Source organism: Agromyces sp. NPDC055658 (assembly GCF_053618155.1).
The window spans coordinates 17,527-43,741 of record NZ_JBSHHD010000005.1 but is presented as its reverse complement, the minus strand read 5'-3'; the positions used below and the strand labels follow the sequence as shown (position 1 = coordinate 43,741).

At 71.4% G+C, this 26,215-nt stretch carries 21 protein-coding genes; 14 read left to right on the top strand and 7 right to left on the bottom strand.

Annotated elements, in window-relative coordinates:
• Positions 1–2: 2 nt before the first annotated feature.
• From mtrB to ACWGPE_RS04005, 6 genes are all read left to right on the top strand, one after another.
• Positions 3–1,673 carry an MtrAB system histidine kinase MtrB gene (mtrB, locus tag ACWGPE_RS04030; RefSeq protein WP_231431550.1) on the top strand — a complete coding sequence of 557 codons (1,671 nt, stop codon included), beginning with the start codon at positions 3–5 and terminating at the stop codon, positions 1,671–1,673.
• Complete coding sequence (locus tag ACWGPE_RS04025) at positions 1,666–3,369, top strand: GerMN domain-containing protein (protein WP_452048187.1); 1,704 nt, start codon at positions 1,666–1,668, stop codon at positions 3,367–3,369. Before mtrB ends, ACWGPE_RS04025 begins: the two co-directional genes overlap by 8 nt.
• Before the next feature lie 95 nt (positions 3,370–3,464).
• Complete coding sequence (locus ACWGPE_RS04020) at positions 3,465–4,304, top strand: ComF family protein (protein WP_275506618.1); 840 nt, start codon at positions 3,465–3,467, stop codon at positions 4,302–4,304.
• Positions 4,305–4,327: 23 nt separating this feature from the next.
• Positions 4,328–5,032, top strand: a complete 705-nt coding sequence (gene hpf / locus ACWGPE_RS04015; protein ID WP_231431547.1) for a ribosome hibernation-promoting factor, HPF/YfiA family — start codon at positions 4,328–4,330, stop codon at positions 5,030–5,032.
• A 179-nt stretch (positions 5,033–5,211) separates the two neighbouring features.
• Positions 5,212–8,007: a preprotein translocase subunit SecA gene (gene secA, locus ACWGPE_RS04010; protein WP_231431546.1), complete on the top strand. Its 2,796-nt coding sequence runs from the start codon at positions 5,212–5,214 to the stop codon at positions 8,005–8,007.
• Positions 8,008–8,014: 7 nt separating this feature from the next.
• Entirely contained in the window at positions 8,015–9,469 is a 1,455-nt protein-coding gene (locus ACWGPE_RS04005) for a carboxylesterase/lipase family protein (protein WP_452048186.1), read from the top strand.
• A 132-nt stretch (positions 9,470–9,601) separates the two neighbouring features.
• Here ACWGPE_RS04005 and ACWGPE_RS04000 read toward each other — a convergent pair whose 3' ends face one another.
• Positions 9,602–10,051: an Rv3235 family protein gene (locus tag ACWGPE_RS04000; RefSeq protein ID WP_231431544.1), complete on the bottom strand. Its 450-nt coding sequence runs from the start codon at positions 10,049–10,051 to the stop codon at positions 9,602–9,604.
• A 182-nt stretch (positions 10,052–10,233) separates the two neighbouring features.
• Here ACWGPE_RS04000 and ACWGPE_RS03995 point away from each other — a divergent pair, with 182 nt between their 5' ends.
• The gene (locus ACWGPE_RS03995) at positions 10,234–10,833 is read left to right on the top strand and encodes a hypothetical protein (protein WP_275506619.1); all 600 of its coding nucleotides are present in this window, start codon (positions 10,234–10,236) and stop codon (positions 10,831–10,833) included.
• Between the two features lie 103 nt (positions 10,834–10,936).
• Here ACWGPE_RS03995 and ACWGPE_RS03990 read toward each other — a convergent pair whose 3' ends face one another.
• Positions 10,937–11,230 (bottom strand): helix-turn-helix domain-containing protein, encoded by a 294-nt coding sequence (locus tag ACWGPE_RS03990; RefSeq protein WP_275506620.1) that lies wholly within the window; start codon positions 11,228–11,230, stop codon positions 10,937–10,939.
• Positions 11,231–11,362: 132 nt separating this feature from the next.
• Between ACWGPE_RS03990 and ACWGPE_RS03985 the strand changes: the two genes are divergently transcribed.
• The 3 genes from ACWGPE_RS03985 to ACWGPE_RS03975 all read left to right on the top strand — a co-directional run bounded on the left by ACWGPE_RS03985 (position 11,363) and on the right by ACWGPE_RS03975 (position 14,836).
• Positions 11,363–11,983: a CpaB family protein gene (locus ACWGPE_RS03985; RefSeq protein ID WP_231431541.1), complete on the top strand. Its 621-nt coding sequence runs from the start codon at positions 11,363–11,365 to the stop codon at positions 11,981–11,983.
• A gap of 1 nt (position 11,984) precedes the next feature.
• On the top strand, positions 11,985–13,226 hold the full coding sequence (locus ACWGPE_RS03980) for an AAA family ATPase (RefSeq protein WP_452048185.1): 1,242 nt from the start codon (positions 11,985–11,987) through the stop codon (positions 13,224–13,226).
• Positions 13,227–13,342: 116 nt separating this feature from the next.
• Positions 13,343–14,836: a sensor histidine kinase gene (locus tag ACWGPE_RS03975; protein ID WP_231431539.1), complete on the top strand. Its 1,494-nt coding sequence runs from the start codon at positions 13,343–13,345 to the stop codon at positions 14,834–14,836.
• Positions 14,837–14,993: 157 nt separating this feature from the next.
• On the opposite strand, the gene ACWGPE_RS03970 is transcribed toward ACWGPE_RS03975, so the two are convergent.
• The gene (locus tag ACWGPE_RS03970; protein ID WP_055859573.1) at positions 14,994–15,242 is read right to left on the bottom strand and encodes a WhiB family transcriptional regulator; all 249 of its coding nucleotides are present in this window, start codon (positions 15,240–15,242) and stop codon (positions 14,994–14,996) included.
• A 197-nt stretch (positions 15,243–15,439) separates the two neighbouring features.
• Between ACWGPE_RS03970 and ACWGPE_RS03965 the strand changes: the two genes are divergently transcribed.
• Positions 15,440–15,931: a hypothetical protein gene (locus ACWGPE_RS03965; protein WP_231431538.1), complete on the top strand. Its 492-nt coding sequence runs from the start codon at positions 15,440–15,442 to the stop codon at positions 15,929–15,931.
• Positions 15,932–16,026: 95 nt separating this feature from the next.
• Here ACWGPE_RS03965 and bcp read toward each other — a convergent pair whose 3' ends face one another.
• The 3 genes from bcp to aroA all read right to left on the bottom strand — a co-directional run bounded on the left by bcp (position 16,027) and on the right by aroA (position 18,976).
• A complete protein-coding gene (gene bcp / locus ACWGPE_RS03960; protein WP_231431537.1) occupies positions 16,027–16,503 on the bottom strand; it encodes a thioredoxin-dependent thiol peroxidase in 477 nt (158 codons plus the stop codon).
• Between the two features lie 68 nt (positions 16,504–16,571).
• Positions 16,572–17,609: a ribosome small subunit-dependent GTPase A gene (gene rsgA, locus ACWGPE_RS03955; RefSeq protein WP_231431536.1), complete on the bottom strand. Its 1,038-nt coding sequence runs from the start codon at positions 17,607–17,609 to the stop codon at positions 16,572–16,574.
• Positions 17,606–18,976 (bottom strand): 3-phosphoshikimate 1-carboxyvinyltransferase, encoded by a 1,371-nt coding sequence (gene aroA / locus ACWGPE_RS03950; protein WP_452048184.1) that lies wholly within the window; start codon positions 18,974–18,976, stop codon positions 17,606–17,608. Before aroA ends, rsgA begins: the two co-directional genes overlap by 4 nt.
• Positions 18,977–19,027: 51 nt before the next feature.
• Here aroA and ACWGPE_RS03945 point away from each other — a divergent pair, with 51 nt between their 5' ends.
• The 3 genes from ACWGPE_RS03945 to ACWGPE_RS03935 are packed head-to-tail and all read left to right on the top strand — an operon-like array spanning position 19,028 to position 22,300.
• The gene (locus tag ACWGPE_RS03945) at positions 19,028–19,747 is read left to right on the top strand and encodes a sigma-70 family RNA polymerase sigma factor (protein WP_374201136.1); all 720 of its coding nucleotides are present in this window, start codon (positions 19,028–19,030) and stop codon (positions 19,745–19,747) included.
• Entirely contained in the window at positions 19,744–20,004 is a 261-nt protein-coding gene (locus ACWGPE_RS03940) for a zf-HC2 domain-containing protein (protein WP_231431534.1), read from the top strand. The genes ACWGPE_RS03945 and ACWGPE_RS03940 overlap by 4 nt, the downstream gene beginning before the upstream one ends.
• A 58-nt stretch (positions 20,005–20,062) precedes the next feature.
• Complete coding sequence (locus ACWGPE_RS03935; protein ID WP_452048183.1) at positions 20,063–22,300, top strand: MMPL family transporter; 2,238 nt, start codon at positions 20,063–20,065, stop codon at positions 22,298–22,300.
• A 72-nt stretch (positions 22,301–22,372) separates the two neighbouring features.
• On the opposite strand, the gene ACWGPE_RS03930 is transcribed toward ACWGPE_RS03935, so the two are convergent.
• Positions 22,373–26,149 carry a multifunctional oxoglutarate decarboxylase/oxoglutarate dehydrogenase thiamine pyrophosphate-binding subunit/dihydrolipoyllysine-residue succinyltransferase subunit gene (locus ACWGPE_RS03930; RefSeq protein WP_231431532.1) on the bottom strand — a complete coding sequence of 1,259 codons (3,777 nt, stop codon included), beginning with the start codon at positions 26,147–26,149 and terminating at the stop codon, positions 22,373–22,375.
• Positions 26,150–26,215: the final 66 nt, after the last annotated feature.

Sequence of the window (26,215 nt, the reverse complement as noted above, 5' to 3'; positions counted from 1 at the left end):
GGATGACGGAGGCCCATGCCGCGGCGATGCCGTTCGCCGGATCGTGGCGAGAGCAACCGAGGCGGCTCGCGGCACTGTGGCGACGCTCCCTGCAGTTCCGCACGGTCGCGATCACGCTCGCCCTCTCATCCCTCGCCATCTTCGTGATCGGCCTCTACATCTCGTTCAGCGTCGCCTCGAACCTCTTCCAGAACCAGCTCGACGAGTCGCTCGGCGCATCGAACAACGCGACCACCGCGGCGCAGAGCATCCTCAACTCGTCCGACGCGAGCGACCGTGCGTCACTCCAGGCCCTCATGAACTCGACCGCGCGCACCGTCCAATCCGTGTCGGGGTCGACCGCGATCGCGTACTTCCGCATCGACGAGGAGCCGAACAGGGTCGCTCCGCCCGATCGCGGCGCGCCCGCGCTCGACGGCGTCATCACCGAGGAACTGCAGCAGCGCGTCGCCGACAACCCGGAGGGGCAGTTCTGGCAGTCGGTCGCGCTCGAGGACGGCGCCGGCGGAACCGATCCGGGTGTCGTCGTGGCGTCGAGCATCACCGTGCCGCAGGCCGGCCGCTACGGGCTCTACATCGGCTACAACTTCGCCGACGCGCAGGAGACGCTCGCCTTCATGCAGACCGTCGGCATCATCGGGGCGATCGCGCTGCTCGCCCTGCTCAGCGCGATCACCCTGCTGGTCGTCCGCTGGGTGATCGAACCGATCCGCTCCGCGGCGGCCACGAGCCGCCGACTCGCGGCGGGCGACCTCGGGGTGCGCATGCCGTCGAAGGGCGAAGACGAGCTGGCCACCCTCGCCGCCTCGTTCAACGGCATGGCCGACAGCCTGCAGGCCCGCATCCGCGAGCTCGCCGAGCTCTCGGTCATGCAGCAGCGATTCGTCTCCGACGTCTCGCACGAGCTGCGGACCCCGCTCACGACGATCCGGCTGGCGGGCGACGTACTGTACGGCCAGCGCGACGACTTCGCAGGTCCCACCTCGCGCACCGTCGAGCTGTTGCACACGCAGACCGACCGGTTCGAGACGCTCCTCGCCGACCTGCTCGAGATCAGTCGCTACGACGCCGGCTCGGTCGAGCTCACGACCCAGCCGACGAACCTCGTGCACCTCGCAGGCGACGCGATCGAGTCGATGCACGAGCTGGCGCGCGAGCACGGCTCGGAGCTCCGGCTCGTCGCACCCGGCGGGCACCTCGACGCCGATGTCGACCCGCGCCGGATCCGGCGCATCGTGCGCAACCTGCTCGGCAACGCGATCGAGCACGGCGAGGGCAAGCCGATCGTCGTCGCCGTCGACAGCAACGAGTCGGCGGTCGCGTTGTCGGTGCGCGACTACGGACTGGGAATGACCGAGGTGGAGAGCGCGCGCGTGTTCGACCGCTTCTGGCGCGCCGACCCGAGTCGCACCCGCACGATCGGCGGCACCGGGCTCGGGCTCGCGATCTCGCTCGAGGACGCGGTCGCCCACGGCGGCGTGCTCGACGTCTGGTCGAAGCCCGGGGCCGGCAGTGTGTTCCGGCTCACCCTGCCCCGCACGCGCGACGCCGAGGCGGTGGTGTCGCCGCTGCCGCTCGAACCCGACGACGTCGATGCGACCGGACCGCCGCCCACGGGCGTCGTGACCGCGATCGACCTGGATGCCTCGGACGGAGGTCGGCACGATGCGTAGACGCCCGTTCGCGGCATCCCTGCTGCTCGTCGTCGCAACCATGCTGACGGGTTGCGTCGCCCTGCCCACGTCAGGGCCGGTAGGGGTCGGCCACCCCGATCCGGTGGAGGAATCGCTCGAGCTCGACACCTTCGTGCGCGGCCCGCAGCCGGGCGCCTCGCCCGAGCAGATCGTGCTGGGCTTCATCGATGCGGCGGCGAGCCCGCGGGGCAACTACCAGGTGGCGCGGCAGTACCTGACCGACGAGTTCTATCCCGAATGGCATCCCGACGCCGGGACCACGATCGACGTGCGCGCCGACCGCACCATCGATGCGCCGAAGGTCGCCGACGGCGCGACCGAGTCGGAGGTCTTGGTCACGGCGACGCCCGCCGCAGCGCTCACGGCCACCGGGCAGTACGAGCTGCCCGAGACGACCGCCGAGGCGACGCTGCCGTACCGTCTCGTCACCGTCGACGGCGAGTGGCGCATCGCCGAGGCGCCGCAGGGCCTGCTGATCGACGAACTCACCTTCAGCGAGGTGTACCGCTCCTACGAGCTCTACTTCTACTCGGCCGACTTCCGCTACCTCGTGCCCGACCTGCGCTGGTTCGCACGCACCGATGCGGCGCAGACGAACGTCGTGCGGGCACTGCTCGCCGGACCGGCCGAATGGCTGCTCCCCGGAGTGAAGACCTCGTTCCCGGAGGGCACGGCGCTCGAGCAGAGTTCGGTGCCGATCGCGAACGGCACCGCGAGCGTCGACCTGTCCGGGGCGCAGTTCGAGGACACGCGCACGGTGCAGCGCATGCAGGAGCAGCTCGACGCGACCCTCGTCGGCAGCGTGCGAGACGTCAGCGACGTCGCCCTGTCGATCGACGGGGCACCCCAGGACCCGCCGCCGCTCGCCGATCCGCCGATCCAGAATCCCGCGGTCGATCCGCGACCCGTCGTGTACGACGGCACGAGCTTCGGCCACCTGGCCTCGTCGAACGACGAGATCGAGCCGATCGACGGCGTCTCGCCCCAGGTCGAGGGACTCGCACCCGACGGAGCCGCGGTCGGCGCCGGCGGAACGTCGGTCGCGGTGCGGAACGATGCGGGGGTCTCCCTCGTGCGGGCGGGCGAGGAACTCGCCGAGCTCGACCCCCGCCCCGGCCTCATCGTGCCGGCGATCGACCCGCAGGGGGTCGTGTGGTCGGTGCCGGCGGCCGCGCCGGGCGAGCTGGTCGCGTACCCGCCGTCGGGCGACCCGATCCCGCTCGCCGTGCCGTGGGTCGGCTCGACGATCGCCGCGCTCGAGGTGTCGCGCGACGGCACGCGCATCATCGCGCTGCTCGGCGACGGCACACGCGCCCGGTTCGTCGCCGCGTCGATCGAGCGCGACGAGAACGGCCTGCCGGTCGCGCTCGGCAAGACCGTGCTGCGACTCGCGAGCATCGCAGGCACGCCGCGCGACGTCGCCTGGCTCGATGCGAACCGGGTCGCCGCCCTCGTCGAGCTCCCGGGCGGCGACACCCGCGTGCTCGTGCAGGACCTCGGCGGCGTGCCCGACGACACCGCCGGTCCGGCCGACGGCCGTTCGCTCGACGCCGGCAACGGCGAGCGGAGCCTGCGCGTACTCACCTCCGGCGGGGCCCTCGAGGTGCCGAGCGGCGTCACCTGGCAGGAGCGGGCGACCGACCTCGGTTTCGTGTCGGTGCAGATGCCCGACTGAGCCGACCCGTCCTCCCCAGGCGCCGGCTGCCGACATCGTCCGCGTGCGGCTCGGCCCGCGGCCCCGACGCTCGTGATCCGGGACAGTCTGGTCGCATGAACGCCGGGCTTCGCACGCTCACCGCACTCGCCGCGGCCGCCGGGGGAGCCGTGCTCGACGCGCTCGCCGTGCTCGTGCCCGTCGTCTGCGCCGGGTGCGGACGGCCCGACCGGAGCGTCTGCGGCGAATGCCGCGTGCAGCTCGCCGGATCGCCGCGGGCGGTCCTCCGGGAAGGCCCAGAGGGCGCGTTCGCCGTGCACGCGGCGCTCGAGTACGAGGGGGTCGCGGCCGCGGTGATCGGCGCCTTCAAGGACGGCGGACGAACCGACGCCGCGCCCGTGCTCGCGACCGCCCTCGGCGATGCGATACGAGCGGCGCTCGACGCGGTCGCACCCCATCGGCCCGGCGGCGAGGTCGGCCACGCCGCGGCGAGCGGTCGAGACCCGAGCACGCCGATCGAGATCGCCGTCGTCCCGTCGACGCGACGCGCGATGCGCGAGCGCGGCTACGCCCCGGTCGAGTTGCTGCTCGCCCGGTGCGGCCTGCGCCCGGCCCGGGTGCTGCGACTCGCTCGCGAACGCGCCGACCAGGCGGCGCTCGGGGCCGACGCGCGACGCGCGAACGCCGCCGGGGGCCTCACCGCCGACCGTCCGCTCGACGACCGCTCGTTCCTGCTCGTCGACGACGTCCTGACGACGGGCGCGACCATGGCGGAGGCCGCCCGCGCGCTGCGTGCGGCAGGGGCGTCGACCGTCGGCGCGGCCGTGCTCGCCGAGACCCCGCTCCGCCATGTTCGGCTCTCGGCGAACTCGACGGAAACACTCCGTGACTTTGCCGGGCGGGCGGGCTACGGTGGCAGGACAGGCGTGGTCGATCCACCCTTCAGAACCGGGTGACACGCCGGTGAACGGAGGTCGTCATGGAACTGAACATCGTCGGACGAAACCTGGGGATCACGGACCGTTTCCGCGCCTATGCGACGGAGAAGTCCGAGAAGGTCACGCATCTGACCGACCGCGCCATCTCCCTCGACGTGAAGCTCAGCCGTCACAACGAGAAGAACGGCAACCCCGGGCTCGATCGCGTCGAGCTCACGCTCTTCGGCAAGGGGCCCGTCGTGCGGGCCGAGGCCGACGGCACCGACAAGTACGCGGCGTTCGACGTCGCACTCGGGCGATTGCTCGAGCGGATCCGCCGCGCGAAGGACCGGCGCAAGGTGCATCGCGGCGGCAACCACCGGCACACCTCGCTCCGCGAGGCGGCCGAGGCCGGCTTCAACGGGGTCGGCGTCCAGGCGGCCGGCGTCGAGGTGCTCGAACAGGTGCGCACCGGCAGCATCCCGGTGGTCGAGACGACCGACGAGATGGGCGACGACGAGGTCTACACGCCCGTCGTGATCCGTCGCAAGGTGTTCGCGTCGGCACCGATGACCGTCGACGAGGCGCTCTACTTCATGGAACTCGTCGGACACGACTTCTACCTCTTCATCGACTCCGAGACGAGCCGGCCGAGCGTGGTCTACCGCCGCAAGGGCTGGGACTACGGCGTCATCGGCCTCGACGAGCACGGCGAGGGTGCGATCGACACCCCCGTGACGAGCGGGCGCGAGCCCGTGGCATCCTGATCGGAACAGGCTTCGCCGACGACCCCGCCACCGCATCCGAGGATGCGGTGGCGGGGTCGCTCAGGTCGCGGCCCACTAGCATGGCTATGATGACCGCTGCACAGGCGGCAACGGGCGCCGAGGCCACCCGAGGCCTGCACCCGATGATGCGGCGCCGATGAAACAACAGGAGAACATTCGTGGCTTCGATTCTTGAAAAGGTCCTCCGCGTCGGCGAGGGTCGAACCCTCAAGCGGCTCGAGAACTACGCGGCGGCGGTCAACGCACTCGAAGAGGGCTTCAAGGCGCTCAGCGATGACGAGCTGAAGCACGAGACGGTCGAGCTGCGCGAGCGCTACGCGAGCGGCGAGTCGCTCGACGACCTGCTGCCCGAGGCCTTCGCAGCCGTGCGCGAGGCGAGCCGGCGGACCCTCGGCCTCCGCCACTTCGACGTGCAGCTCATGGGCGGCGCCGCCCTGCACCTCGGCAACATCGCCGAGATGAAGACCGGTGAGGGCAAGACCCTCGTCGCGACGACCGCGGCCTACCTCAACGCGCTCACCAGCCGCGGCGTGCACGTCATCACGGTCAACGACTTCCTCGCGAGCTACCAGTCCGAGCTGATGGGTCGCGTCTTCCGCGCCCTCGGCATGACGACGGGCTGCATCGTGGCCGGCCAGACGCCGCAGGTGCGACGCGAGCAGTACGCGGCCGACATCACCTACGGCACGAACAACGAGTTCGGCTTCGACTACCTGCGCGACAACATGGCCTGGCAGGCCTCCGACATGGTGCAGCGCGGCCACCACTTCGCGATCGTCGACGAGGTCGACTCGATCCTCATCGACGAGGCGCGTACGCCGCTCATCATCTCTGGCCCCGCGTCGGGCGAGGCGAACCGCTGGTTCGCGGAGTTCGCGCGCCTCGCCGACCGCCTCGTCGCCGGCGAGGACTACGAGGTCGACGAGAAGAAGCGCACCGTCGGCGTGCTCGAGCCCGGGATCGAGAAGGTCGAGGACTACCTCGGCATCGACAACCTGTACGAGTCGGCGAACACGCCGCTCATCTCGTTCCTCAACAACTCGATCAAGGCCAACGCGCTGTTCAAGCGCGACAAGGACTACGTGGTGATGAACGGCGAGGTGCTCATCGTCGACGAGCACACCGGCCGCATCCTCGTCGGCCGTCGCTACAACGAGGGCATCCACCAGGCGATCGAGGCGAAGGAGGGCGTACAGGTCAAGGCCGAGAACCAGACGCTCGCGACCGTCACGCTGCAGAACTACTTCCGCCTGTACGACAAGCTCTCCGGCATGACCGGTACCGCCGAGACCGAGGCGGCCGAGTTCATGTCGACGTACAAGCTCGGGGTCGTGCCGATCCCGACGAACAAGCCGATGGTGCGCATCGACCAGCCCGACCTCGTCTACAAGAACGAGGAGGCGAAGTTCGCGCAGGTCGTCGAGGACATCGTGGAGCGCCACAAGAAGGGCCAGCCCGTGCTCGTCGGCACGACGAGCGTCGAGAAGAGCGAGTACCTCTCGCGCCTGCTCGCGAAGAAGGGCGTGCGGCACGAGGTGCTGAACGCGAAGAACCACGCCCGTGAGGCGGCGATCGTCTCGCAGGCGGGCCGGCTCGGTGCGGTCACCGTCGCGACGAACATGGCCGGCCGCGGCACCGACATCATGCTCGGCGGCAATGCCGAGTTCATCGCCGTGCAGCAGATGCACGAGAAAGGGCTCTCGCCCGCCGAGACGCCCGACGAGTACGAAGCCGCCTGGGACGACGTGTTCGAGGCCGTGAAGGCCGAGGTCGCGGTCGAGGCCGAGAAGGTGCTGGCCGCCGGCGGTCTCTACGTGCTCGGCACCGAGCGCCACGAATCGCGCCGCATCGACAACCAGCTGCGCGGTCGATCGGGCCGTCAGGGCGACCCGGGCGAGAGCCGGTTCTACCTGTCGCTCACCGACGACCTCATGCGCCTCTTCAACGCGGGTGCCGCAGAGAGCCTCATGTCGCGCGGGGTGCCCGACGACGTCGCGATCGAGTCGAAGGTCGTGACGCGAGCGATCCGTTCGGCGCAGTCGCAGGTCGAGGCGCGCAACGCCGAGATCCGCAAGAACGTCCTCAAGTACGATGACGTGCTGAACCGCCAGCGCGAGGCGATCTACTCCGACCGCCGCCACATCCTCGAGGGCGACGACCTGCACGAGCGCACCCAGAAGTTCCTCGACGACGTCATCGACGAGGTGCTCGACCAGCACACCGCCGACGGCAACCCCGACGAGTGGGACTTCGACGCGCTGTGGGCCGAGCTCAAGACGCTCTACCCGATCGGCATCACGATCGACGAGGTCGTCGCCGAGGCCGGCGAGAAGGGCCGCGTGAACCGCGAGTTCGTGCGTCGCGAGATCATCTCCGACGCGAAGCTCGCCTACCAGCGCCGCGAGCAGCAGCTGGGCAGCCCCGCGATGCGCGAGCTCGAGCGCCGCGTCGTGCTCTCGGTGATCGACCGTCGCTGGCGCGACCACCTCTACGAGATGGACTACCTGAAGGACGGCATCGGGCTCCGTGCGATGGCCCAGCGCGACCCGCTGGTCGAGTACCAGCGCGAGGGCTACGCGATGTTCCAGCAGATGATGGGCTCGATCCGCGAGGAGACGGTCGGCTTCCTGTTCAACCTCGAGGTCGAGGTCGCCCCGCAGGCCGGAGCCGGCGCGGCCACCACGATCGAGGCCAAGGGACTCGCGCGCGAGTCGACGCCCGACGAGAAGCTCAGCTACACCGCGCCGAGCGACTCGGGCGGCGTCGAGGTGCGCAACCAGCGCGGCCAGGTGCAGCAGGCGGCGACGCAGCGCGCCCGTCGCGCCGTCGCCGAGAGCCAGTCGCCCCAGCAGGCCGTCGAGGGCGGAGAGCGCGGGGCGTTCGGCCAGCGGTCGGGCGGCGAGGCGCCGCAGAACCGCGCCGAGCGTCGTGCGCAGGAGCGCAAGGGTCGCTGAGCTCGGCGTGACCGACCCGATCGCCGTCGTCTCCGCGGGGAGGCTGCGCGGCACCCGCTCCGGCGGGGTCGCGCGCTTCCTCGGCGTGCCGTACGCGGCGACGCCGTTCGGCGACCGCCGCTTCGCGGCCCCCGAGCCGCATGCGGGATGGGCGGGCGAACGGGATGCCTCGTCGCCCGGCGCCACCGCGCCGCAGGCGCCCTACGGCGGCGGCCTCGAGCGGGTGCTGCCCTCGATCGAGGTCGACGGCAGTGAGATCCTCAACCTGAACGTGTGGTCGCCGGATGTCTTCGGCTCGGGCGCCGTCGCCGATGCGCCCGGGTCGAGTCCGGTGATGGTGTGGGTGCACGGCGGCGCCCTGACACGTGGTGCGAACGCGCTCGACAGCTACGACGGAGCACCGTTCGCGCGCGACGGCATCGTCTTCGTCTCGGTGAACTACCGGCTCGGGTCCGAGGGGTTCTCGGTGCTCGACGGCGCACCGCTCGACCTCGGGCTCCTCGACGTCATCGCGGCGCTGCGCTGGGTGCGTCGTGAGATCTCGGCCTTCGGCGGCGACCCGGCCCGCGTCACCGTCGCGGGGCAGTCGGCCGGTGCGTCGCTCATCGCCGCCGTGCTCGCCCATCCCGAGGCATCCGGCCTCGTCGACCGGGCCATCCTGCAGAGCGGGCCGCTCGCGGCGCGACCGCGGGAGAAGGCCGGCCGCATCACACGGCTCATCGCCGCGGACCTCGGCATCGCCTCGACGCGAGACGCGTTCGCGGCGGTCGCGCCGAGCGACCTCGTGGCCGCGCAGCAGCGGGTGACGCAGGGAACGACCCCCGTCACGGGCGGGCCCGGGTTCGCGATCGCGATCGGCGACGGGCTGCCCGATCCCGAGCAGGCGCTCGTGGCCGGCTCGGCCGACGAGGTTCCGATGCTCATCGGGTGCACCGCTGAGGAGGCCCGGTTGTGGCTGCATCCGACGGGGCTCGTCGCGCGGATCGGCCGCCGGCACCTGCTCGCCGCGCGTCTCGCGTTCCGCATCCGTGCCGGCACGATGCGCCGCTACCGTCGCAACCGGCCCGGCATCGGACGGGGCGACCTGTTCGGCGTGCTCGCCACCGACCTCCTGCTGCGGTTGCCGATCAACCGGCTCGCCGACGCCCGGCTCGACCGCGGTGCCGCGACGTGGGTGTACGAGTTCGGCTGGCGGAGCCCGCGACTCGAGCTGGGCGCCGCGCACTGCATGGAGCTGCCCGCCGTGTTCGACCGGCTCGACGCGCCCGACGCGTCGGCGCTGACCGGGGGAGCGGCCCCGGTGTCCCTCGCGGTCGAGATGCACGGCGCATGGGTGTCGTTCTGCCGTGACGGCAACCCGGGGTGGGAGCGGTGGAGCCGCGAACGGCCGGTGCGCACCTTCGACGCGGAGACCCGCACCGTGCTCGCTCCGCGAGAGGACGAACGCGCCTCCTGGTCGTGACGACCGCGCACGCGGGGCGTCGCACGATCGCATGGCGATGACCCGGTGCTGCGGCGCACCCGAGATGCGCGGCGCACCGAAGCATGCGGCACCGGCTCGCGTGCTGGGCCCCGGCCGACGGATCGGGTGGTGCTAGAGCACGCCGATGGCGCTCGCGCGCCAGCGCTGGTCGAGCCCTTCGAGTCGGATCGCGACGGCGCGCGAGCGCGCCCGCTGGTGCACCATCACGACTGCCTCGACCACACCGTCGGCGGGTTCGCAGATGTGCACGTTGCCGACCGAGAAGGCCGGGCGCTGGGGCGACTGGCCCTTCACGCGGCGGGCCCTGGCTGCGAGGACGACGCGCTTCGAGAGGTTGCGGTAGACCTCGTCGGTCACCCACCGGGCCAGCTGCTCGAGGTCGCGCGCCCCGGCGAGCGACTCGATCACGCAGTGCGTGAGATTGCGCAGCAACTGCTCGGGGTCGGGCAGCTGGTCGCGCCGAGCCCGTTGCCGGGCGAAGTACTCGTCTTCGTCGTCGAGGTGGCGGGCTGCAGCGCCCTGCACGGCCGTCGTTCGGGCGGCGGCATCGCGTACGGTCATCTTCGCTCCAGTAGGGCTGGCGGTCGCGAGCCTCGCAGCGTCGCGACGGGAACCACCCCCACTCGGGGGACACGGTGGATTCCTGAAGCGAATGTAAGCATGCCTGCCGAAGGTGTCAAGAGAATTCTCCGGCTGTGGAGAACTCCGCGCGCCGTCGTCGTCGTCGAGGTACCGTCGCGGGTATGCGCTGGGACCAGCTGTTCGCCGACCTCGAGGGTCAGCTCGATCGCGAGCACCTCGACGAGCAGCGCGCGCTCGAGCTCGAGGAGGAACGGCTCCGCCTCGGCCGGCTGACCCTGCGCGACCGCATCGCGGCGCTCACCCGGTCGTCCGAGTCCGCCGCCGAGTCGGTCGTGCGCATCGAACTGCAGGGCGGCGGCGTCGTCGGCCTGCGGCCGCTCGCATTCGGGCGCGACTGGCTGAGCGCGGAGACCCGGCACCACGGCCGGGTACCCGACCAGGTGGTCGTGCCGTTCACGGCGATCGCCGCGATCCTTCCGGGTCGCGAGCAACTCGAGCCGAGCCTTGCTGCGGTACCGGAGGCTTCGGTGCGCCTCGCCGAGCGGATCGGGCTGCCGTTCGTGCTGCGCGACCTCGCGCGCCGCAGGACGGCCGTGCAGCTGACGACGGTCGACGGCATCGCGCACGGCACGATCGACCGCGTCGCACGCGACCACCTCGACCTCGCGCTCCACGAGCCGGGCGCTCCGCGTCGTGAGCGCGACGTGCACGGCTACCGGATCGTGCCCCTGGCGCGCCTGCTGCTGGTCCGGTTCGACTGATCGGCCGGGCGGCGCGGGGAGCTCGCCCGTGCCCGCTCCGCCCCTTGGCAGCTCCGCGCCGGGCCGGCGGGCGGTCGCGCCGGCCTTGCAGGGCGCGGGCGGATCAGTCGACCGGGCGGATGCGACCGGCTCGCACGCCGGAGAGCTCGGTGATGTTGGCGAACTCGCCCTCGTTCCACGCGACGTCGACGCGCGTCGCTTCGTACCGCAGCTCGATCCACACCTCGAGCTGGGCGCGCTCGATGCGCCACGGACCCGAGCTGCCCACGCGGATCGCGGGGAGCTCGCCGCTGCGGATGAGCGCGTCGACCGTCGCCACGTCGACGGCGAGGATCTCTGCCGCGTCGGCGATCGTGAGGAAGCGGCCGATCGCGTCGCCCGAACCTGGTGAGGTCATGTCTCGATTATCGACCCGTCGCGTCGACCGCAGGCGGCGCCGCGGCCGTTGTGGATAACTTCGGGACGAACTTCGCGGATGGGGTGACGATGGTGTCCGGCGCATGCGCGCCGGGAGGAGGAGCGAGACCAGATGACCGGTCGCAACCGACGTGAACGCGGCGCCGTTCGACTCGACCCGAGGCTGCTCATCGGGATCGTGCTCGTCGCCGGCTCGACCATCGGCGTCTGGGCGCTCGTCGACGGCCTCGACGACACCGTCGACGTCTACGTGGCACGGGAGACCCTCACACCGGGCGCCGAGCTCGAGCTCGATCGGCTGGACGTCGAGTCGGTCCGCCTCGGCACGGCCGAAGCAGGCTATCTCCGGGTCGACGACACCGACGACGGGCTCGTCGTCACCCGCACCGTCGGCAAGGGCGAGCTCGTGCCCGCCGCAGCCGTCGGCGATGCCGACGCCACCGGGCTGTCCGTCGTCGTGGTACCGAGCCGAGGCACCCTCGCACGCGGTCTCGACGCAGGGTCGAGGGTCGACGTGTGGTCGGCGCGCGCGAAGGACCGCGGCGGATTCGAGGCGCCCAAGGTGCTCGTCGCCGACGCCGAGATCGCGGGCATCGTCGAGGACGACGGCATGGTCTCGTCGGGCGGGGCCTCGGTCGAGGTCCTCGTCCCGAGCGACCGGGTCGCCGCCGTGCTCGAGGCGCTCGCCACCGGCGATGCCATCGACCTCGTCGCATCCGGCTCGGGCGACTGAGATGGCGCGGATCGCACTCGCGCTCGACGCCGCGACCGAGGAACGGCTGCTCGCCGACCTCGTCGAGCACGGGCACACGGTCGTCGCGCGGCTCGTCGGCTGGCGCGACCTCGTCGACAGCCTCGACGTCCTCGCGCCCGAGGCGGTCGTCGTCGGCGCCGGGCGGGGCACGCTGAACGCCGAGCTCCTGCGTGCCTGCGACGAGCGCGGCATCCGGCTCGTCGCCGTCGCGGGCGATGACGCGGAGCGGGCGCAGGCGGCCGCCCTCGGCGTGCACGAGATCGCCGGCCGCGGCGCCGGATGGCCCGAGATCGAGCCGCTCGTCGCCGGGGCGGCACCGCTGCCGTCGCGGTTCGACTCCGGTTCCGCGGCACGGCCGGAGGCTGCGGTCATCGCCGTGTGGGGCCCGGCCGGCGCGCCCGGGCGCACGACGATCGCCGTCAACATCGCCGCGGAGCTCGCCGCGGCCGGCCATCGCGTCGCGCTCATCGACGCCGATCCGTACGGGGGTGCGGTCGCACCCGCGCTCGGCCTCCTCGACGAGACACCCGGGTTCGCCGCCGCGTGCCGCCTCGCCGGCGCCGGTTCGCTCGACCGGACTGAACTCGAGCGCGTCGCGCAGCGTTACACCTCGCCGCGCGCGTCGTTCGACGTGTACTCGGGACTCGTCGGGCCCAACCGATGGCCCGAGCTCGCGCATGCGCGCGTGAGCTCGGCGCTCGAGGCGATGCGCGGGCAGTTCGAGTACCTCGTGATCGACACCGGGTTCAGCCTCGAACGCGACGAGGAGCTCACGAGCGACCAGTTCGCGCCGCGACGCAATGCTGCGACGTTCGCGGTCCTCGAGGCGGCCGACCGTGTCGTCGCCGTCGGCCTCGCCGATCCCGTGGGCCTGTCGCGACTCCTCCGCGGCCACGGCGAACTGGTCGCGCTCGTCGACCCCGAGCGTGTCGACGTGATCGTGAACCGGGTCCGCCAGAGCGCCCTCGGCATCGACGCCCACGCCCAGGTGCGGCAGACCCTGCAGCGGTTCGCCGGCATCGACACGGCCACCCTGCTGCCGCATGACGGACGCGCCGCCGATGCGGCGATCCTCGGTGCACGCACCCTGCGCGACGCCGCGGGCCGGGCACCGCTGCGTGCGGCGCTCCGCGATTACGTGCTGCGTGCGATCCTCCCCGACCCGGCGCCGCGTCGGCGAGGGTTCGCGCTGCCGGTGCTCCGCCGGGCCGAGCTCGGGTGAGGCCTGCGGCCCCGCTGCGTCGCGCGCCGCGAGCTCCGCCGCCGAGCGGCCAGGCCGATCGATCACGGCTCCGCCGGCTGCGTGGCGACGAGGCATCCGCGCACTACGCTGGGTCTGTGTCGACCCTCAGTGATCTCGTCCTCGCCCAGGGCCGCAGCAGTCAGGCCGACGTCGACTGGCTGCACATGCTCGTCGGCGACCTGCAGCTGCTCGCCGATCTCGCCTTCGCCGACATCGTGCTCTGGGTGCCGTCGGGCGACGACGACTTCGTCGCCGTCGCGCACTCGCGGCCGTCGAGCGCGGCGACGCTCTTCTACCGCGACTTCGTCGGCCAGGAGATCAAGCCGCAATGGCGCGACCTCGTGACGGCGGCGTTCGCGACCGCGACGATCGCCGACTCCTCAGCGCCCGACTGGTACGAGGAGATGCCGACCCGGGTTCGGGCCGTGCCCGTCATGCGACGCCTCACCGACACGGGGACCGCCATCGCCCCCGAGCCGGTGGCGGTCATCACCCGGCACACCAACCTCGGCGCGACGCGCACCCCGAGCCGGCAGGAGCTCACGTTCAACGAGTGCGCCGAAGAGCTCTTCCAGATGATCGCGTCGGGCGACTTCCCCGACCTCGGGGCGCCCACGGGCCCGCGACGGGGCGCGCCGCGAGCGTCCGACGGGCTGATCCGCCTCGACGTCGACGGCGTGACGACGTTCGCGAGCCCGAATGCGCTCTCGGCGTTCAACCGCATGGGCTTCGACGACGAGCTCGAGGGCGAGTCGCTCGCCGAGGTGACGACCGGACTCCTCGGCGGCAAGCTCGTGGTCGACGAGTCGCTGCCGCTCGTGGTCACCGGCCGCGCACCCTGGCGCACCGACGTCGAGTCCCGCGGGGTGACGGTGTCGCTCCGGGCGATCCCGATCCGCCGGCGCGGCGAGCGCATCGGTGCGATCGTGCTCACGCGCGACGTCACGGAACTGCGCCACCAGGAGCAGGAGCTCATCACGAAGGACGCGACGATCCGCGAGATCCACCACCGCGTCAAGAACAATCTGCAGACGGTCGCGTCGCTGCTGCGCATCCAGGCGCGTCGCACGCACTCCGACGAGGCGCGCGAGGCGCTCACGCAGGCGATGCGCCGCGTCGGGGCGATCGCCGTCGTGCACGACACGCTGTCGACCGGCCTCAGCCAGAACGTCGACTTCGACGAGGTGTTCGACAGGGCGCTGCTGCTCGTCGCCGAGGTCGCGTCGGCGCACAACACGACCGCGCACCCCAAGCGGCAGGGCTCGTTCGGCGTGCTGCCGAGCGAGTACGCGACGCCGCTCGCGCTCGCGCTCACCGAGCTCGTCACGAACGCGGTCGAGCACGGACTCGCGGGGCAGGAGGGCGATGTGGAGATCATCGCGAACCGCTCCGACACGATGCTCACCGTGCAGGTGCGCGACACGGGCGCCGGCCTGCCCGAGGGCAAGGTCGGCGAAGGCCTCGGCACGCAGATCGTGCGCACGCTCATCCAGGGCGAGCTCGGCGGCACGATCGACTGGCACACGGTCGTGGGCCGCGGCACCGAGGTGACGATCGACGTGCCGCTGCGCTGGATCACCCAGGCGTAGCGGGCGGCACCGACGCGGCGACAGGCCCGTCGTACCGTCGCGGCATTCGCACGCCGGTCAGGACGCGCTCGCGGAGAACGGCCCGACCGGCGTCCGAGCCTCTGAAGCGATGGTGCGCCGGGTGCGCGCGGCTCGGCGGCGCGGAGCGCGCGGGGTCTCAGCCCGCGCGGCGGGCGCGAGCGGCGCGGCGCTTGAGGGCGCGACGCTCGTCTTCGGAGAGGCCACCCCACACGCCCGAGTCCTGACCGGTCTCGAGGGCGTACTGCAGGCAGATCTCGGTGACGGTGCAGCGGGCGCAGACGGCCTTGGCCTTCTCGATCTGGTCGACGGCGGGGCCGGTGTTGCCGACCGGGAAGAAGAGTTCCGGGTCTGCGGTGAGGCAGGCGGCCTTGTCGCGCCAATCCATGGAGATGCTCCTTGCGGGTGTTCGTTCGCAGACGTGCGTGATTGCACGTGCCCGTTCGGGCTGCTGCAGGGGGAAAGTCGAATCTCGGGAAGTAGGATCATGACTGATCGGCTCACCACCCTGTGAGCATCAATTCGACCTTGTAAATGGTCGCATAGCCCCGAGTCCGAATCAATAGCCATGAATGGGATAACCCTGTGAATCGACGCGACGACCGGCCCGACGCGACAGGCGGCGTCCCGTCCGCGGCATCCTCGTCGGCCGTTGCCGACGGCGGGGCCCGCACCGCGCTCGTCGTCGTGAGCGCGCTGCTGTTCGCCGAGGCCCTGCTCGTCGCGGGCCTGCTGGGCTGGCTCGTGGTCGACCTCTTCTCGCTCGAGCCGTCGTCGATGGCGACGGCGATCGCGCTCATCGTGCTCGTCGCGATCGGTGCGATCTGGGTGTGGGCGGTCGCCGTCGCGTCGCTGCGTCGGGCCCCGTGGTCGCGTGCAGCGGCCATCGTGTGGCAGATCCTGCAGCTGTCGGTGGCCGTGGGGGCGTTCCAGGGCCTGTTCGCGCGGCCCGACGTCGGCTGGCTGCTGCTCGTGCCGGCCGTGACCGTGATCGGGCTCTTGCTGTGGACGCCCGTGCGCATCGCCTACTCGCGCCCCGAGGACCGCCCCGTCGAGGAGGCGCCACCCGGAGCCTGAGGCCGCGGGAGGCCGCCGACGCGGTGGGTCCGGCCCGGAGACACGGGAGCCCGGTCGCACGCGCGACCGGGCTCCTGGCGGATCAGGCGACGGACTCAGCCGTCGAGGCCGAGCTCGCGGCGCACGCGTGCCACGTGCCCCGTCGCCTTCACGTTGTACATGGCGCGCTGGATGCGGCCGTCCTCGTCGATGATGAAGGTCGAGCGGATCGAGCCGACGACGATCTTGCCGTAGAGCGACTTCTCGCCCCACACGCCGTACTGCTGCTGCACCGCGAGGTCGGGGTCGGAGAGGAGGGTGAAGTTCAGGCGGTCGCGCTCGGCGAAGCGGGCGAGCTTCGCGGCGTCGTCCTTCGAGACGCCGATCACCCGGATGCCGGCGCTCTTGAAGGAGTTGAGGCTGTCGCGGAAGTCGCACGCCTCGGTCGTGCAGCCGGGGGTCATCGCCTCCGGGTAGAAGTAGAGGACGACCTTCGACCCGCGCAGCGACGAGAGCGTGACGGGGTCGCCGTGCTGGTCGTCGAGCGTGAAGTCGGGGGCGAGGTCGCCAGGGCCAAGTCGTGCATCGGTCATGCCTTCCATCGTAGGCAGCCTTCGATGTGCGGATGCCTCGGCCGCTGCCGAGCGACCGCCGGAGCAGGTCAGGCGAAGGTCTCGAGCAGGCGCTGCAGCGAGTCGAGGCGGGCACGGCCCGTGTCGCCGAGCTCGCCGGCGTCGACGGCTTCGACGATCGCGCAGTCGGGCGCATCGGGCAGGTGCGTGCAGCCGCGCGGGCAGCGCTCCGCGATGCGCGCGAGGTCGGTGAACGCGCCGAGGATGTTCGCCGGATCGACGTGCCCGAGCCCGAACGAGCGCACTCCGGGGGTGTCGATCGCCCAGCCGGTGCGACCGTCGTGCTCGATGCGCAGCGACACCGTCGACGACGACGTGTGCCGTCCGCGGCCGGTCACCACGTTCACGTGCCCCGTCGCACGGTGCGCGCTCGGAACGAGCGCGTTCACGAGGGTCGACTTGCCGACGCCCGAGTGGCCGACGAACACCGTGCGATGGCCGACGAGCGCGTCGGCGATCTCGTCGAGCGGCATCGCGTCGGCACGCGAGCGGAACACGGGCAGGTCGAGCCCCGCGAAGTTCGCGAGGAACGCACCAGGATCGGCGAGGTCGGTCTTCGTCATGCAGAGCAGCGGCCGGATGCCGGCGTCGAAGGCGGCCACGAGGTACCGGTCGATGAGGCGGATACGGGGCTCGGGGTCGGCGGCGGCCACCACGATGAGCATCTGGTCGGCGTTCGCGACGATCACGCGCTCGACCTCGTCGGTGTCGTCGGCGCTGCGGCGCAGCAGCGTGGTGCGCTCCTGCACGCGCACGATGCGAGCGAGCGTGCCCTCGGAACCCGAGACATCGCCGACGAGATCGACCCGGTCGCCCGTGACGACCGACTTGCGGCGGAGCTCCGATGCGCGGGCGGCCGTCAGCTCGTGCTCGTCGGGTCCGCCGTCGTCGACGAGCACGGTGTAGCGCCCACGGTCGACGCCGAGCACGGTGCCGGTCACCGCGTCGGCGTGCTCCGGTCGCACCTTGGTGCGCGGGCGCGAGCCCCGGCGGTTGGGGCGCACGCGAACGTCGGACTCGTCGAACTCGGGCTCGTCGTCGTCATCGTCGGTGCTCCACCACGTCATGCCAGCAGCCGCTCCCAGAGCTCGGTGAACTGGGGCAGCGTCTTCGACGTCGAACCGATGTCGTCGACGACGACATCGTCGACGGCCAGCCCGACGATCGCGCCGGCGGTCGCCATGCGGTGGTCGGCGTAGGCGTGCCAGACTCCGCCGTGGAGCTCGGCCGGCTCGACGCGCAGTCCGTCGTCGAGCTCGGTGACGCGCCCGCCGAGGGCGTTGAGCTCCGCCGCGAGGGCCGCGAGGCGGTCGGTCTCGTGGTGGCGGATGTGGCCGATGCCCGTGAACGTCGACGGCTCGCCGGCGAAGGCGGCGAGGGCGACGAGGTTGGGCACGAGCTCGCCGGCCTCCGAGAGGTCGAGATCGACGCCGCGGATGCCGCGACCCGCGCCGTCGGCGGCCTTCGGTGCGTGCACGGTGAGCCGGTCGCCGTCGCGCTCGACGCGAGCCCCGAAGCGGGGGAGCAGCTCGGCCAGCTGCGCACCGACCTGCGTGGTCTCGCTCGGCCAGCCCGTGATCGTGACGGAACCGCCGGCCACGAGCGCCGCGACCAGGAAGGGGGCGGCGTTCGAGAGGTCGGGCTCGATGTCGACGTCGACGGCGTGGATCGGACCGGCGGCCACGGTCCAACGGCCGGTCTCGGGACTTTCGACCGCCACGCCGCGTGCCGCGAGGGTCGCGATCGTCATCTCGATGTGCGGCATGCTCGGCAGGCGGTCGCCGACGTGGCGCAGGTCGAGTCCGTCGTCGAACCGCGCTGCGGACAGCAGGAGACCGGAGACGAACTGGCTGGACGCCGACGCGTCGATCTCGAGGGAGCCCCCGGCGACGCGGCCCGTGCCGTGCACGGTGAACGGCAGGGTGCCCCGACGGTCGTCGTCGAGATCGACGCCGAGGCCCGTGAGTCCCTCGATCACGCCCGACATCGGTCGCTTGCGTGCGTACTCGTCGCCGTCGAAGGTCGTCGGGCCGAGCGCGAGCGCCGCGACCGGCGGAAGGAAGCGCATGACCGTGCCCGCCAGGCCGCAGTCGATCGTCGTCGAGCCGACCAGTTCCTCGGCGGGCGTCACCCGAAGGTCGTCGCCGAAGCCGCCGTGCCCGGGAACGCGCTCGAATCGCGTGCCGAGTGCGCGCAGGCCCTCGATCATGAGCTCGCTGTCGCGCGACCAGAGCGGGGCGCGCAGGGTGGACGGGCCGTCGGCGAGGGCGGCGAGCACGAGCTCGCGGTTCGTGAGCGACTTCGAGCCGGGCAGCGCCAGTGCCGCGGTCAACGGGGCGGTCGCGCGCGGCGCGCGCCACGAGGCATCCGCATCGGTCTGTTTCATGTCGCCGTACGGGTCGAACTCGGGTTCGGAATACCTCGAAATCTGCATCGGTTATCAACAGTAGCGTCGCAGGGCCAGGGGAGCGCGACGCGGAAGGAGATGGTGCGCGTGTCGCTTGCCGTGCTCGAGCGCCCGACGAGGGCGGTCGCCGACGATCTAGGATTGCTCGTGATGACTGCCGACGAGATCGACCAGGCGCCCAGCGGTTCGGAAGCCCCCGAAGAGGCCCGACCGCTCGGCGAACTCTTCGAAGAGCAGGCGCTGCCGTTCCTCGACCAGCTCTACGCTGCTGCGTTGCGCATGACGAAGAACCCGGCCGACGCGCAGGACCTGGTGCAGGAGACCTTCGTCAAGGCCTACGCGGCGTTCGCGCAGTTCAAGCAGGGCACGAACCTGAAGGCGTGGCTCTACCGCATCCTCACCAACACCTTCATCAACAGCTACCGCAAGAAGCAGCGCGAGCCCTACCAGGGCACCATCGACGAGCTCGAGGACTGGCAGCTCGGCGGCGCCGAGTCGACGACCGCGCGGTCGAGCCGCTCGGCCGAGGCCGAGGCGATCGACCACCTGCCCGACAGCGCCGTGAAGGACGCGCTGCAGGCCCTGCCCGAGGACTTCCGGCTGGCCGTCTACTTCGCCGACGTCGAGGGATTCTCGTACCAGGAGATCGCCGACATGATGAACACCCCCATCGGGACCGTGATGAGCCGCCTGCACCGTGGCCGGCGGCTGCTGCGCGAGTCCCTCGCCGACTACGCCCGCGAACAGGGATTCGCCGCGGCCGAGAAGGCGCCGAAACCTGCGAGGAGCACGAAATGACCGACTGCGGTTGCGAGAAGGCCCGGGCCGAGCTCGAGGAGTTCCTGCACAACGAGCTGCAGGCCGCCGACGCGGTCGACATCCGCGAGCACGTCGAGAACTGCGTCGACTGCCAGGCGGAGCTGCGCGTGGGCGTCGCGATCACCGAGGTCGTGCAGCGCGCGTGCCGCGAGAGCGCGCCCGACGAGTTGCGGGTGCAGGTGCTGACGAAGATCCGCTTGTACCAGTCGACCCACACGGTGACCGTCGCCGAGTAGCGCGGGTTCAACCGTTCGTTCGATGTGCGACGGGTCTCGTCGCCCGTAGCGTCGGGGTGTGATCGAAACTCGTGCCCGTCGTCGCGTGCCCACGTGGCTGCGCGTCCTCATCCCCGTCGTCCTCATCCTCGTCTGGTTCGCCGCGTTCGGCGCCGGCGGCTCGTCGTTCGGCTCGCTGAGCAAGCTGTCGGTCAACGACCAGAGCCAGTTCCTGCCGTCCTCCGCCGAGGCGACCGAGGTCGACGCGCTGCAGGAGGCGTTCCGCGACACCGAGACGATCCCGGCGATCGTGGTCGTCGCGACCGACGACGGCACCGACCTCGACGACGCGCAGCTCGCCGCCGTCGACGACCTGCGCTCGGCGTTCGCCGACGTGCCGGGCGTCATCGATGACGAGGTATCGCCCGCGATCGCCTCAGACGACGGCGAGGCGGTCGAGATCGTCGTGCCGATCGAGTCGGGCGACGGGGCCGAGCGCGCGTCGGACGTCGTCGGCGAGCTCCGCGCCGCCATCGACGACGTGCCGATCGAGGGGGCGACGGTCGCCGTAGCCGGGCCGGCCGGCTTCAGCGCCGACATCGCGGGCGCCTTCAGCGGCATCGACGGCCTGCTGCTCGCGGTCGCGCTCGCCGCCGTCTTCGTCATCCTCATTGTGGTCTACCGCTCGCCGCTCCTGCCGCTCATCGTGCTGTTCACGAGCATGTCGGCCCTTTGCGCGGCCGTGCTCACGGTCGTCTCGCTCGCGAAGGCCGACGTCATCGTGCTCTCGGGGCAGACGCAGGGCATCCTCTTCATCCTCGTGATCGGCGCCGCGACCGACTATGCGCTGCTGTACATCGCGCGGTATCGCGAGACACTCGCCCGGTACGAGCGCAAGTGGGATGCCACGTGGGCGGCGCTGCGCGGATCGTGGGAGCCGATCGTGGCGAGCGGCGGCACGGTCATCGTCGGGCTGCTCATCCTGCTCGTGAGCGAGCTGAACTCGAACAAGGCGCTCGGCCCCATCGCCGCGATCGGCATCGTGTTCGCGCTGCTGTCGGCCCTCACCCTGCTGCCGGCTCTCCTCCTCTGGGCCGGCCGTGCGGCGTTCTGGCCGCGCAGGGTCGCGCACGCGGGCGATCCCGACGCCGACCTCGCACACGCGAAGCACGCGGCGGGCGTCGTGCACGGTGCATCCGCCCCCGACGAGCGCGACCTGCCCGACCGCGGCCTGTGGGCCGGTGTCGGCCGCCTCGTCTCCCGCCGGCCGCGCACCGTCTGGATCGTGTCCGTGCTCGCGCTCGCCGGCATGTCGCTCGGCCTCGCCCAGCTCGACGCCGACGGCGTGCCGTCGAGCGAGTTCGTGCTCGGTGAATCGCAGGCGCGCGACGGGCAGGCGACGATCGGTGAGCACTTCCCGGCCGGGTCTGGCACCCCGGCGGTCATCATCGGACCGGAGGACGAGCTGCAGGCGATGGCCGACGTGGCGCTCGCGACCCCCGGCGTCGACTCGGTGTCGGTGGTCTCCGCCGATTCGCCGTCGGGCTCGGCACCCGTCACCGGGGACGGCGTGCAGGCGTTCGGCCCGCCCGGAACCCCCGCGCCGGCGCCCACCGTCGTGGACGGCCGCGTCCTCGTGCAGGCCACCCTGTCGGACGCCTCGGACTCGCTCGAGGCCGAGGCGACCGTCGCCTCGTTGCGCGACGCGCTCGACGAGGTCGGCACCGACGTGCTCGTCGGCGGCCAGACGGCGGTCGCGCTCGACACGAACGACGCGGCGATCGCCGATCGCACGCTCGTCATCCCGCTCGTGCTCGCGGCGATCCTCGTGATCCTCATGCTGCTGCTGCGCTCGATCGTGGCGCCGCTCATCCTCATCGGCAGCGTCGTGCTGTCGTTCGCCGCCGCGCTCGGCGTCTCGGCGCTCGTGTTCGAGCACGTCTTCCACTTCCCTGGCGCAGACCCGTCGGTGCCGCTCTTCGGATTCGTGTTCCTCGTCGCGCTCGGGGTGGACTACAACATCTTCCTGATGACGCGCGTGCGCGAGGAGTCGCTGCGGTTCGGCACGCGGCCCGGCATCATCCGCGGGCTGCGGCTCACGGGCGGCGTGATCACCTCGGCCGGGCTCGTGCTCGCCGCGACCTTCGCGGCGCTCGGGGTACTGCCGATCCTGTTCCTCGTGCAGATCTCGTTCATCGTCGCGTTCGGCGTGCTGCTCGACACGTTCCTCGTGCGCACGCTGCTCGTGCCGGCGCTCGCCTACGACCTCGGTCGCGCGATCTGGTGGCCGAGTCGCCTCGCGCGCGGCGAGCTCTGACCTCGATCCGACGCGAATACGACGAAGCGGGATGCCGTGGAGGCATCCCGCTTCGTCGTACCGGCCGATCGGCTAGAGCGTGGTGGCCCGGCGCACCAGCTCGGCCTGCTCGGCCGCGTGGCGCTTGGCCGACCCGGTCGCGGGCGACGCCGCGGGCTGTCGGGCGACGACCTCGACGGGGCGCGGCCCGAGCTTGTTCGTCTCGATGATGAAGTACGGCCAGGCGCCCTGGTTCTCGGGCTCGTCCTGCGCCCACATGAGTTCGGCGTCGGGGTAGGCGTCGACGACGGCCTTCAGCTCGACGGCCGGCAGCGGGTAGAGCTGCTCGACGCGGACGACGGCGACCTCGGTGTTCTGCTGCTTGTCGAGCTCGGCGATCAGGTCGTAGTAGATCTTGCCCGAAACGAAGACGACGCGCTTGACCTTCGAGCGATCGGTGATGCGCGCATCGTCGATCACCGGCTCGAACTTGCCCTGCGTGAAGTCGTCGACCGGGCTCGTCGCACCGCGCAGGCGCAGCATCGCCTTGGGCGTGAAGACCACGAGAGGCTTCCGCGGACGGGCGTACGCCTGCCGGCGCAGCAGGTGGAAGTACGATGCGGGCGTCGAGGGGCGCGCGACCGTCATGTTGTTCTCGGCGCAGAGCTGCAGGTAGCGCTCGATGCGGGCGCTCGAATGGTCGGGGCCCTGGCCCTCGTAGCCGTGGGGGAGCAGCAGCACGACGCTCGAGCGCTGGCCCCACTTCTGCTCGGCCGAGGAGATGAACTCGTCGATGATGGTCTGCGCGCCGTTCGCGAAGTCGCCGAACTGCGCCTCCCACAGGACGAGCGCGTCGGCCCGCTCGACCGAGTAGCCGTACTCGAAGCCCATGGCCGCGTACTCGCTGAGGAGCGAGTCGTAGATCCAGAAGCGGGCCTGGTTCTCGGCGAGGTTCTGCAGCGGCAGCCACTCCTGGCCGTTCACGCGGTCGTGGAGCACCGCATGGCGCTGCACGAACGTGCCGCGGCGGGCGTCCTGGCCGGCGAAGCGCACCGGCGTGCCCTCGACGAGCAGTGATCCGAGCGCGAGCAGCTCGCCGAAGCCCCAGTCGATGTTGCCGTTGCGGCTCATGTCGTGGCGCTTCTGCAGCAGCTGCTGGATCTTCGGGTGCACCGTGAATCCGGCGGGCTTGTTGTTGAAGGCGTCGCCGATGGCGTGCACGACCTCGAGCGAGACGCCGGTGGTCTCGAGCTCGCCGGTGGCGGGCTCGGGCGGGTGCACCTGTGCGGTCGCGCCGACCACGTCGATCGCGCCCGTCTGCACCGCGTGCGTCTCGGCGAAGGCGCGCTCCATCCGGTCCTGGAAGTCGCGGTGCGCCTCTTCGTACTCGGCCTCGGTGATGTCGCCGCGACCGACGAGCGCCTCGGTGTAGAGCTTGCGGACGCTGCGCTTGGCCTCGATCAGGTTGTACATGAGCGGCTGCGTCATCGAGGGGTCGTCGCCCTCGTTGTGGCCGCGGCGGCGGTAGCAGACGAGGTCGATGACGACATCGCGCTTGAACTCCTGGCGGTATCGGAACGCGAGCTCGGCCACCCGCACGACGGCCTCGGGGTCGTCGCCGTTCACGTGGAAGATGGGCGCCTGGATGGTCTTGGCGACGTCGGTCGAGTAGATCGACGAGCGGGCGTCGCCCGGCACCGTCGTGAAGCCGACCTGGTTGTTGATGTTGACGTGGATGGTGCCGCCGGTGCGGTAGCCGCGCAGCTGCGACATCTGCATCGTCTCGACGACGACGCCCTGGCCGGCCATGGCTGCGTCGCCGTGCACGAGGATCGGCAGGGTCGAGAAGGTGCCGATCGGCTTGCGGTCCTGCTTCGCGCGCACGATGCCCTCGAGCACGCCGTCGACGGCCTCGAGGTGCGAGGGGTTCGCCGCGAGCGAGACGGGCACCTGGTGTCCGTCGTCGGCGGTGAAGGTGCCCTCGGTGCCGAGGTGGTACTTCACGTCGCCGGAGCCGTGCGCCGACGCCGTGCCCTCGAACTCGCGGAACACCTGGCCGTACGTCTTGCCGGCGATGTTGGTGAGCACGTTGAGCCGCCCGCGGTGGGCCATGCCGATGGCGACCTCGTCGAGGCCCTCTTTCGCGGCACCCTGGAGGATCTCGTCGAGGAGGGCGATGACGGACTCGCCGCCCTCGAGGCTGAATCGCTTCTGGCCGACGTACTTCGTCTGCAGGAAGGTCTCGAACGCCTCGGCCTCGTTGAGCTTGCGCAGGATGCGCATCTGCTCGTCGTGCGTCGGCTTCTCGTACGGGCGCTCGACCTCGTTCTGGATCCACTGGCGCTGCACCGGGTCCTGGATGTGCATGTACTCGATGCCGATGGTGCGGCAGTACGAGTCGCGCAGGACGCCGAGGATGTCGCGCAGCAGCGCCTTGCGCTTGGCGCCGAAGCCGCCGGTGACGAACTCGCGGTCGAGGTCCCAGAAGGTGAGCCCGTGGGTCGCGATGTCGAGGTCGGGGTGCGAGCGCTGCACGTACTCGAGCGGGTCGGTGTCGGCCATCATGTGACCGCGGACGCGGAACGAGTTGATGAGCTCCTGCACGCGGGCGGTCTTGTCGATCGCGCTCGCGACGTCGACGGCGATGTCGGGCGCCCATCGGATGGGCTCGTAGGGGAGGCGGAGCGCGGCGAAGATGCCCTCGTAGAAGTCGCGCTGGCCGATCAGCAGCTCGTGGACCTTCTTCAGGAACTCGCCCGAGCCGGCGCCCTGGATGACCCGGTGGTCGTAGGTCGACGTGAGGGTGATGGTCTTGCCGATCGCGAGGTTGGCGAGCGTCTTCTCGCTCGCGCCCTGGAATTCGGCCGGGTACTCGAGGGCGCCCGCACCGATGATGCAGCCCTGGCCCTTCATGAGGCGGGGCACCGAGTGCACGGTGCCGATGCCGCCGGGGTTCGTGAGCGAGATCGTGGCGCCCGAGAAGTCGTCGGCCTTGAGCTTGTTCTGGCGGGCCCGCGAGACGAGGTCTTCGTAGGCGGTCAGGTACTCGTTGAACGTCATCGTCTCGGCGCGCTTGATCGCGGGCACGAGGAGCGCACGGGTGCCGTCGGGCTTCGGGATGTCGATCGCGATGCCGAGGCCGATGTGCGCGGGCTTCACGAGGCTCGGCTTGCCGTCGACCTCGGAGTAGTAGACGTTCTGGCTCGGGAAGTCCTTGAGCGCCTGGATGAGCGCCCAGCCGATGAGGTGGGTGAAGCTGATCTTGCCGCCGCGGGTGCGCCGCAGGTGGTTGTTGATCACGATGCGGTTGTCGATCATGAGCTTCGCCGGCACGGTGCGCACGCTCGTCGCGGTCGGCACGGTGAGCGACGCGTCCATGTTCGCGGCGAGGGCCTTCGGCATGCCCTTGAGGGTGACGACCTGGTCTTCCTCGGGGGCCTCGGCGACGACCGGCTGCGGGCTCGTGACGGGCACGTCGGCCGGAACCGGCTGGGTGCGCGGCGCGACGGAGGTGGTCCGTGCCGCGGGGGTCTGGCCGATCACGGGGATCGGCGCGGTCGCCGGCGCGGGCTGCGCAGGGGCATCGGCGGCGGGGGCCGCCGGCTCGGCGCCCGTCTGGGTCGGCGCATCCGGCTGCGCGGAAGCGGCCGGTCCGGCCGGCGCGGGCGCTTCGGCTCCGACGCCGTTCGACGCGGCACCGCCGTCGGTCTGCACGCGGTGGTACTGCTCGAGCACCGGCCACCAGGTCTTGTCGACCGATTCGGGGTCGGCGAGGTACTTCTCGTACATCTCGTCGACGAGCCACTCATTGGCCCCGTATTCGCCCGACGCCGTCTCGTCGGCTCCCGCCCCGGTCAATTGGCTCGACACAGCCTCTCGCCCACTCTCTCCGTTGATGCTGGTTTGCGGAGATCGACCCGGCCGCGCACGCGAACG

What these genes read in the sequence shown, in the direction of transcription:
- aroA (WP_452048184.1), bottom strand. Translation starts at nt 18,976, where the DNA reads ATGCAGATTTCGAGGTATTCCGAACCCGAGTTCGACCCGTACGGCGAC.
- ACWGPE_RS03970 (WP_055859573.1), bottom strand. Translation starts at nt 15,242, where the DNA reads ATGGATTGGCGCGACAAGGCCGCCTGCCTCACCGCAGACCCGGAACTC.
- ACWGPE_RS03945 (WP_374201136.1), top strand. Translation starts at nt 19,028, where the DNA reads ATGGTGCGCGTGTCGCTTGCCGTGCTCGAGCGCCCGACGAGGGCGGTC.
- ACWGPE_RS04025 (WP_452048187.1), top strand. Translation starts at nt 1,666, where the DNA reads ATGCGTAGACGCCCGTTCGCGGCATCCCTGCTGCTCGTCGTCGCAACC.
- ACWGPE_RS03995 (WP_275506619.1), top strand. Translation starts at nt 10,234, where the DNA reads ATGCGCTGGGACCAGCTGTTCGCCGACCTCGAGGGTCAGCTCGATCGC.
- ACWGPE_RS03940 (WP_231431534.1), top strand. Translation starts at nt 19,744, where the DNA reads ATGACCGACTGCGGTTGCGAGAAGGCCCGGGCCGAGCTCGAGGAGTTC.
- bcp (WP_231431537.1), bottom strand. Translation starts at nt 16,503, where the DNA reads ATGACCGATGCACGACTTGGCCCTGGCGACCTCGCCCCCGACTTCACG.
- ACWGPE_RS04020 (WP_275506618.1), top strand. Translation starts at nt 3,465, where the DNA reads ATGAACGCCGGGCTTCGCACGCTCACCGCACTCGCCGCGGCCGCCGGG.
- mtrB (WP_231431550.1), top strand. Translation starts at nt 3, where the DNA reads ATGACGGAGGCCCATGCCGCGGCGATGCCGTTCGCCGGATCGTGGCGA.
- ACWGPE_RS03990 (WP_275506620.1), bottom strand. Translation starts at nt 11,230, where the DNA reads ATGACCTCACCAGGTTCGGGCGACGCGATCGGCCGCTTCCTCACGATC.
- ACWGPE_RS04000 (WP_231431544.1), bottom strand. Translation starts at nt 10,051, where the DNA reads ATGACCGTACGCGATGCCGCCGCCCGAACGACGGCCGTGCAGGGCGCT.
- hpf (WP_231431547.1), top strand. Translation starts at nt 4,328, where the DNA reads ATGGAACTGAACATCGTCGGACGAAACCTGGGGATCACGGACCGTTTC.
- ACWGPE_RS03985 (WP_231431541.1), top strand. Translation starts at nt 11,363, where the DNA reads ATGACCGGTCGCAACCGACGTGAACGCGGCGCCGTTCGACTCGACCCG.
- rsgA (WP_231431536.1), bottom strand. Translation starts at nt 17,609, where the DNA reads ATGACGTGGTGGAGCACCGACGATGACGACGACGAGCCCGAGTTCGAC.
- ACWGPE_RS03980 (WP_452048185.1), top strand. Translation starts at nt 11,985, where the DNA reads ATGGCGCGGATCGCACTCGCGCTCGACGCCGCGACCGAGGAACGGCTG.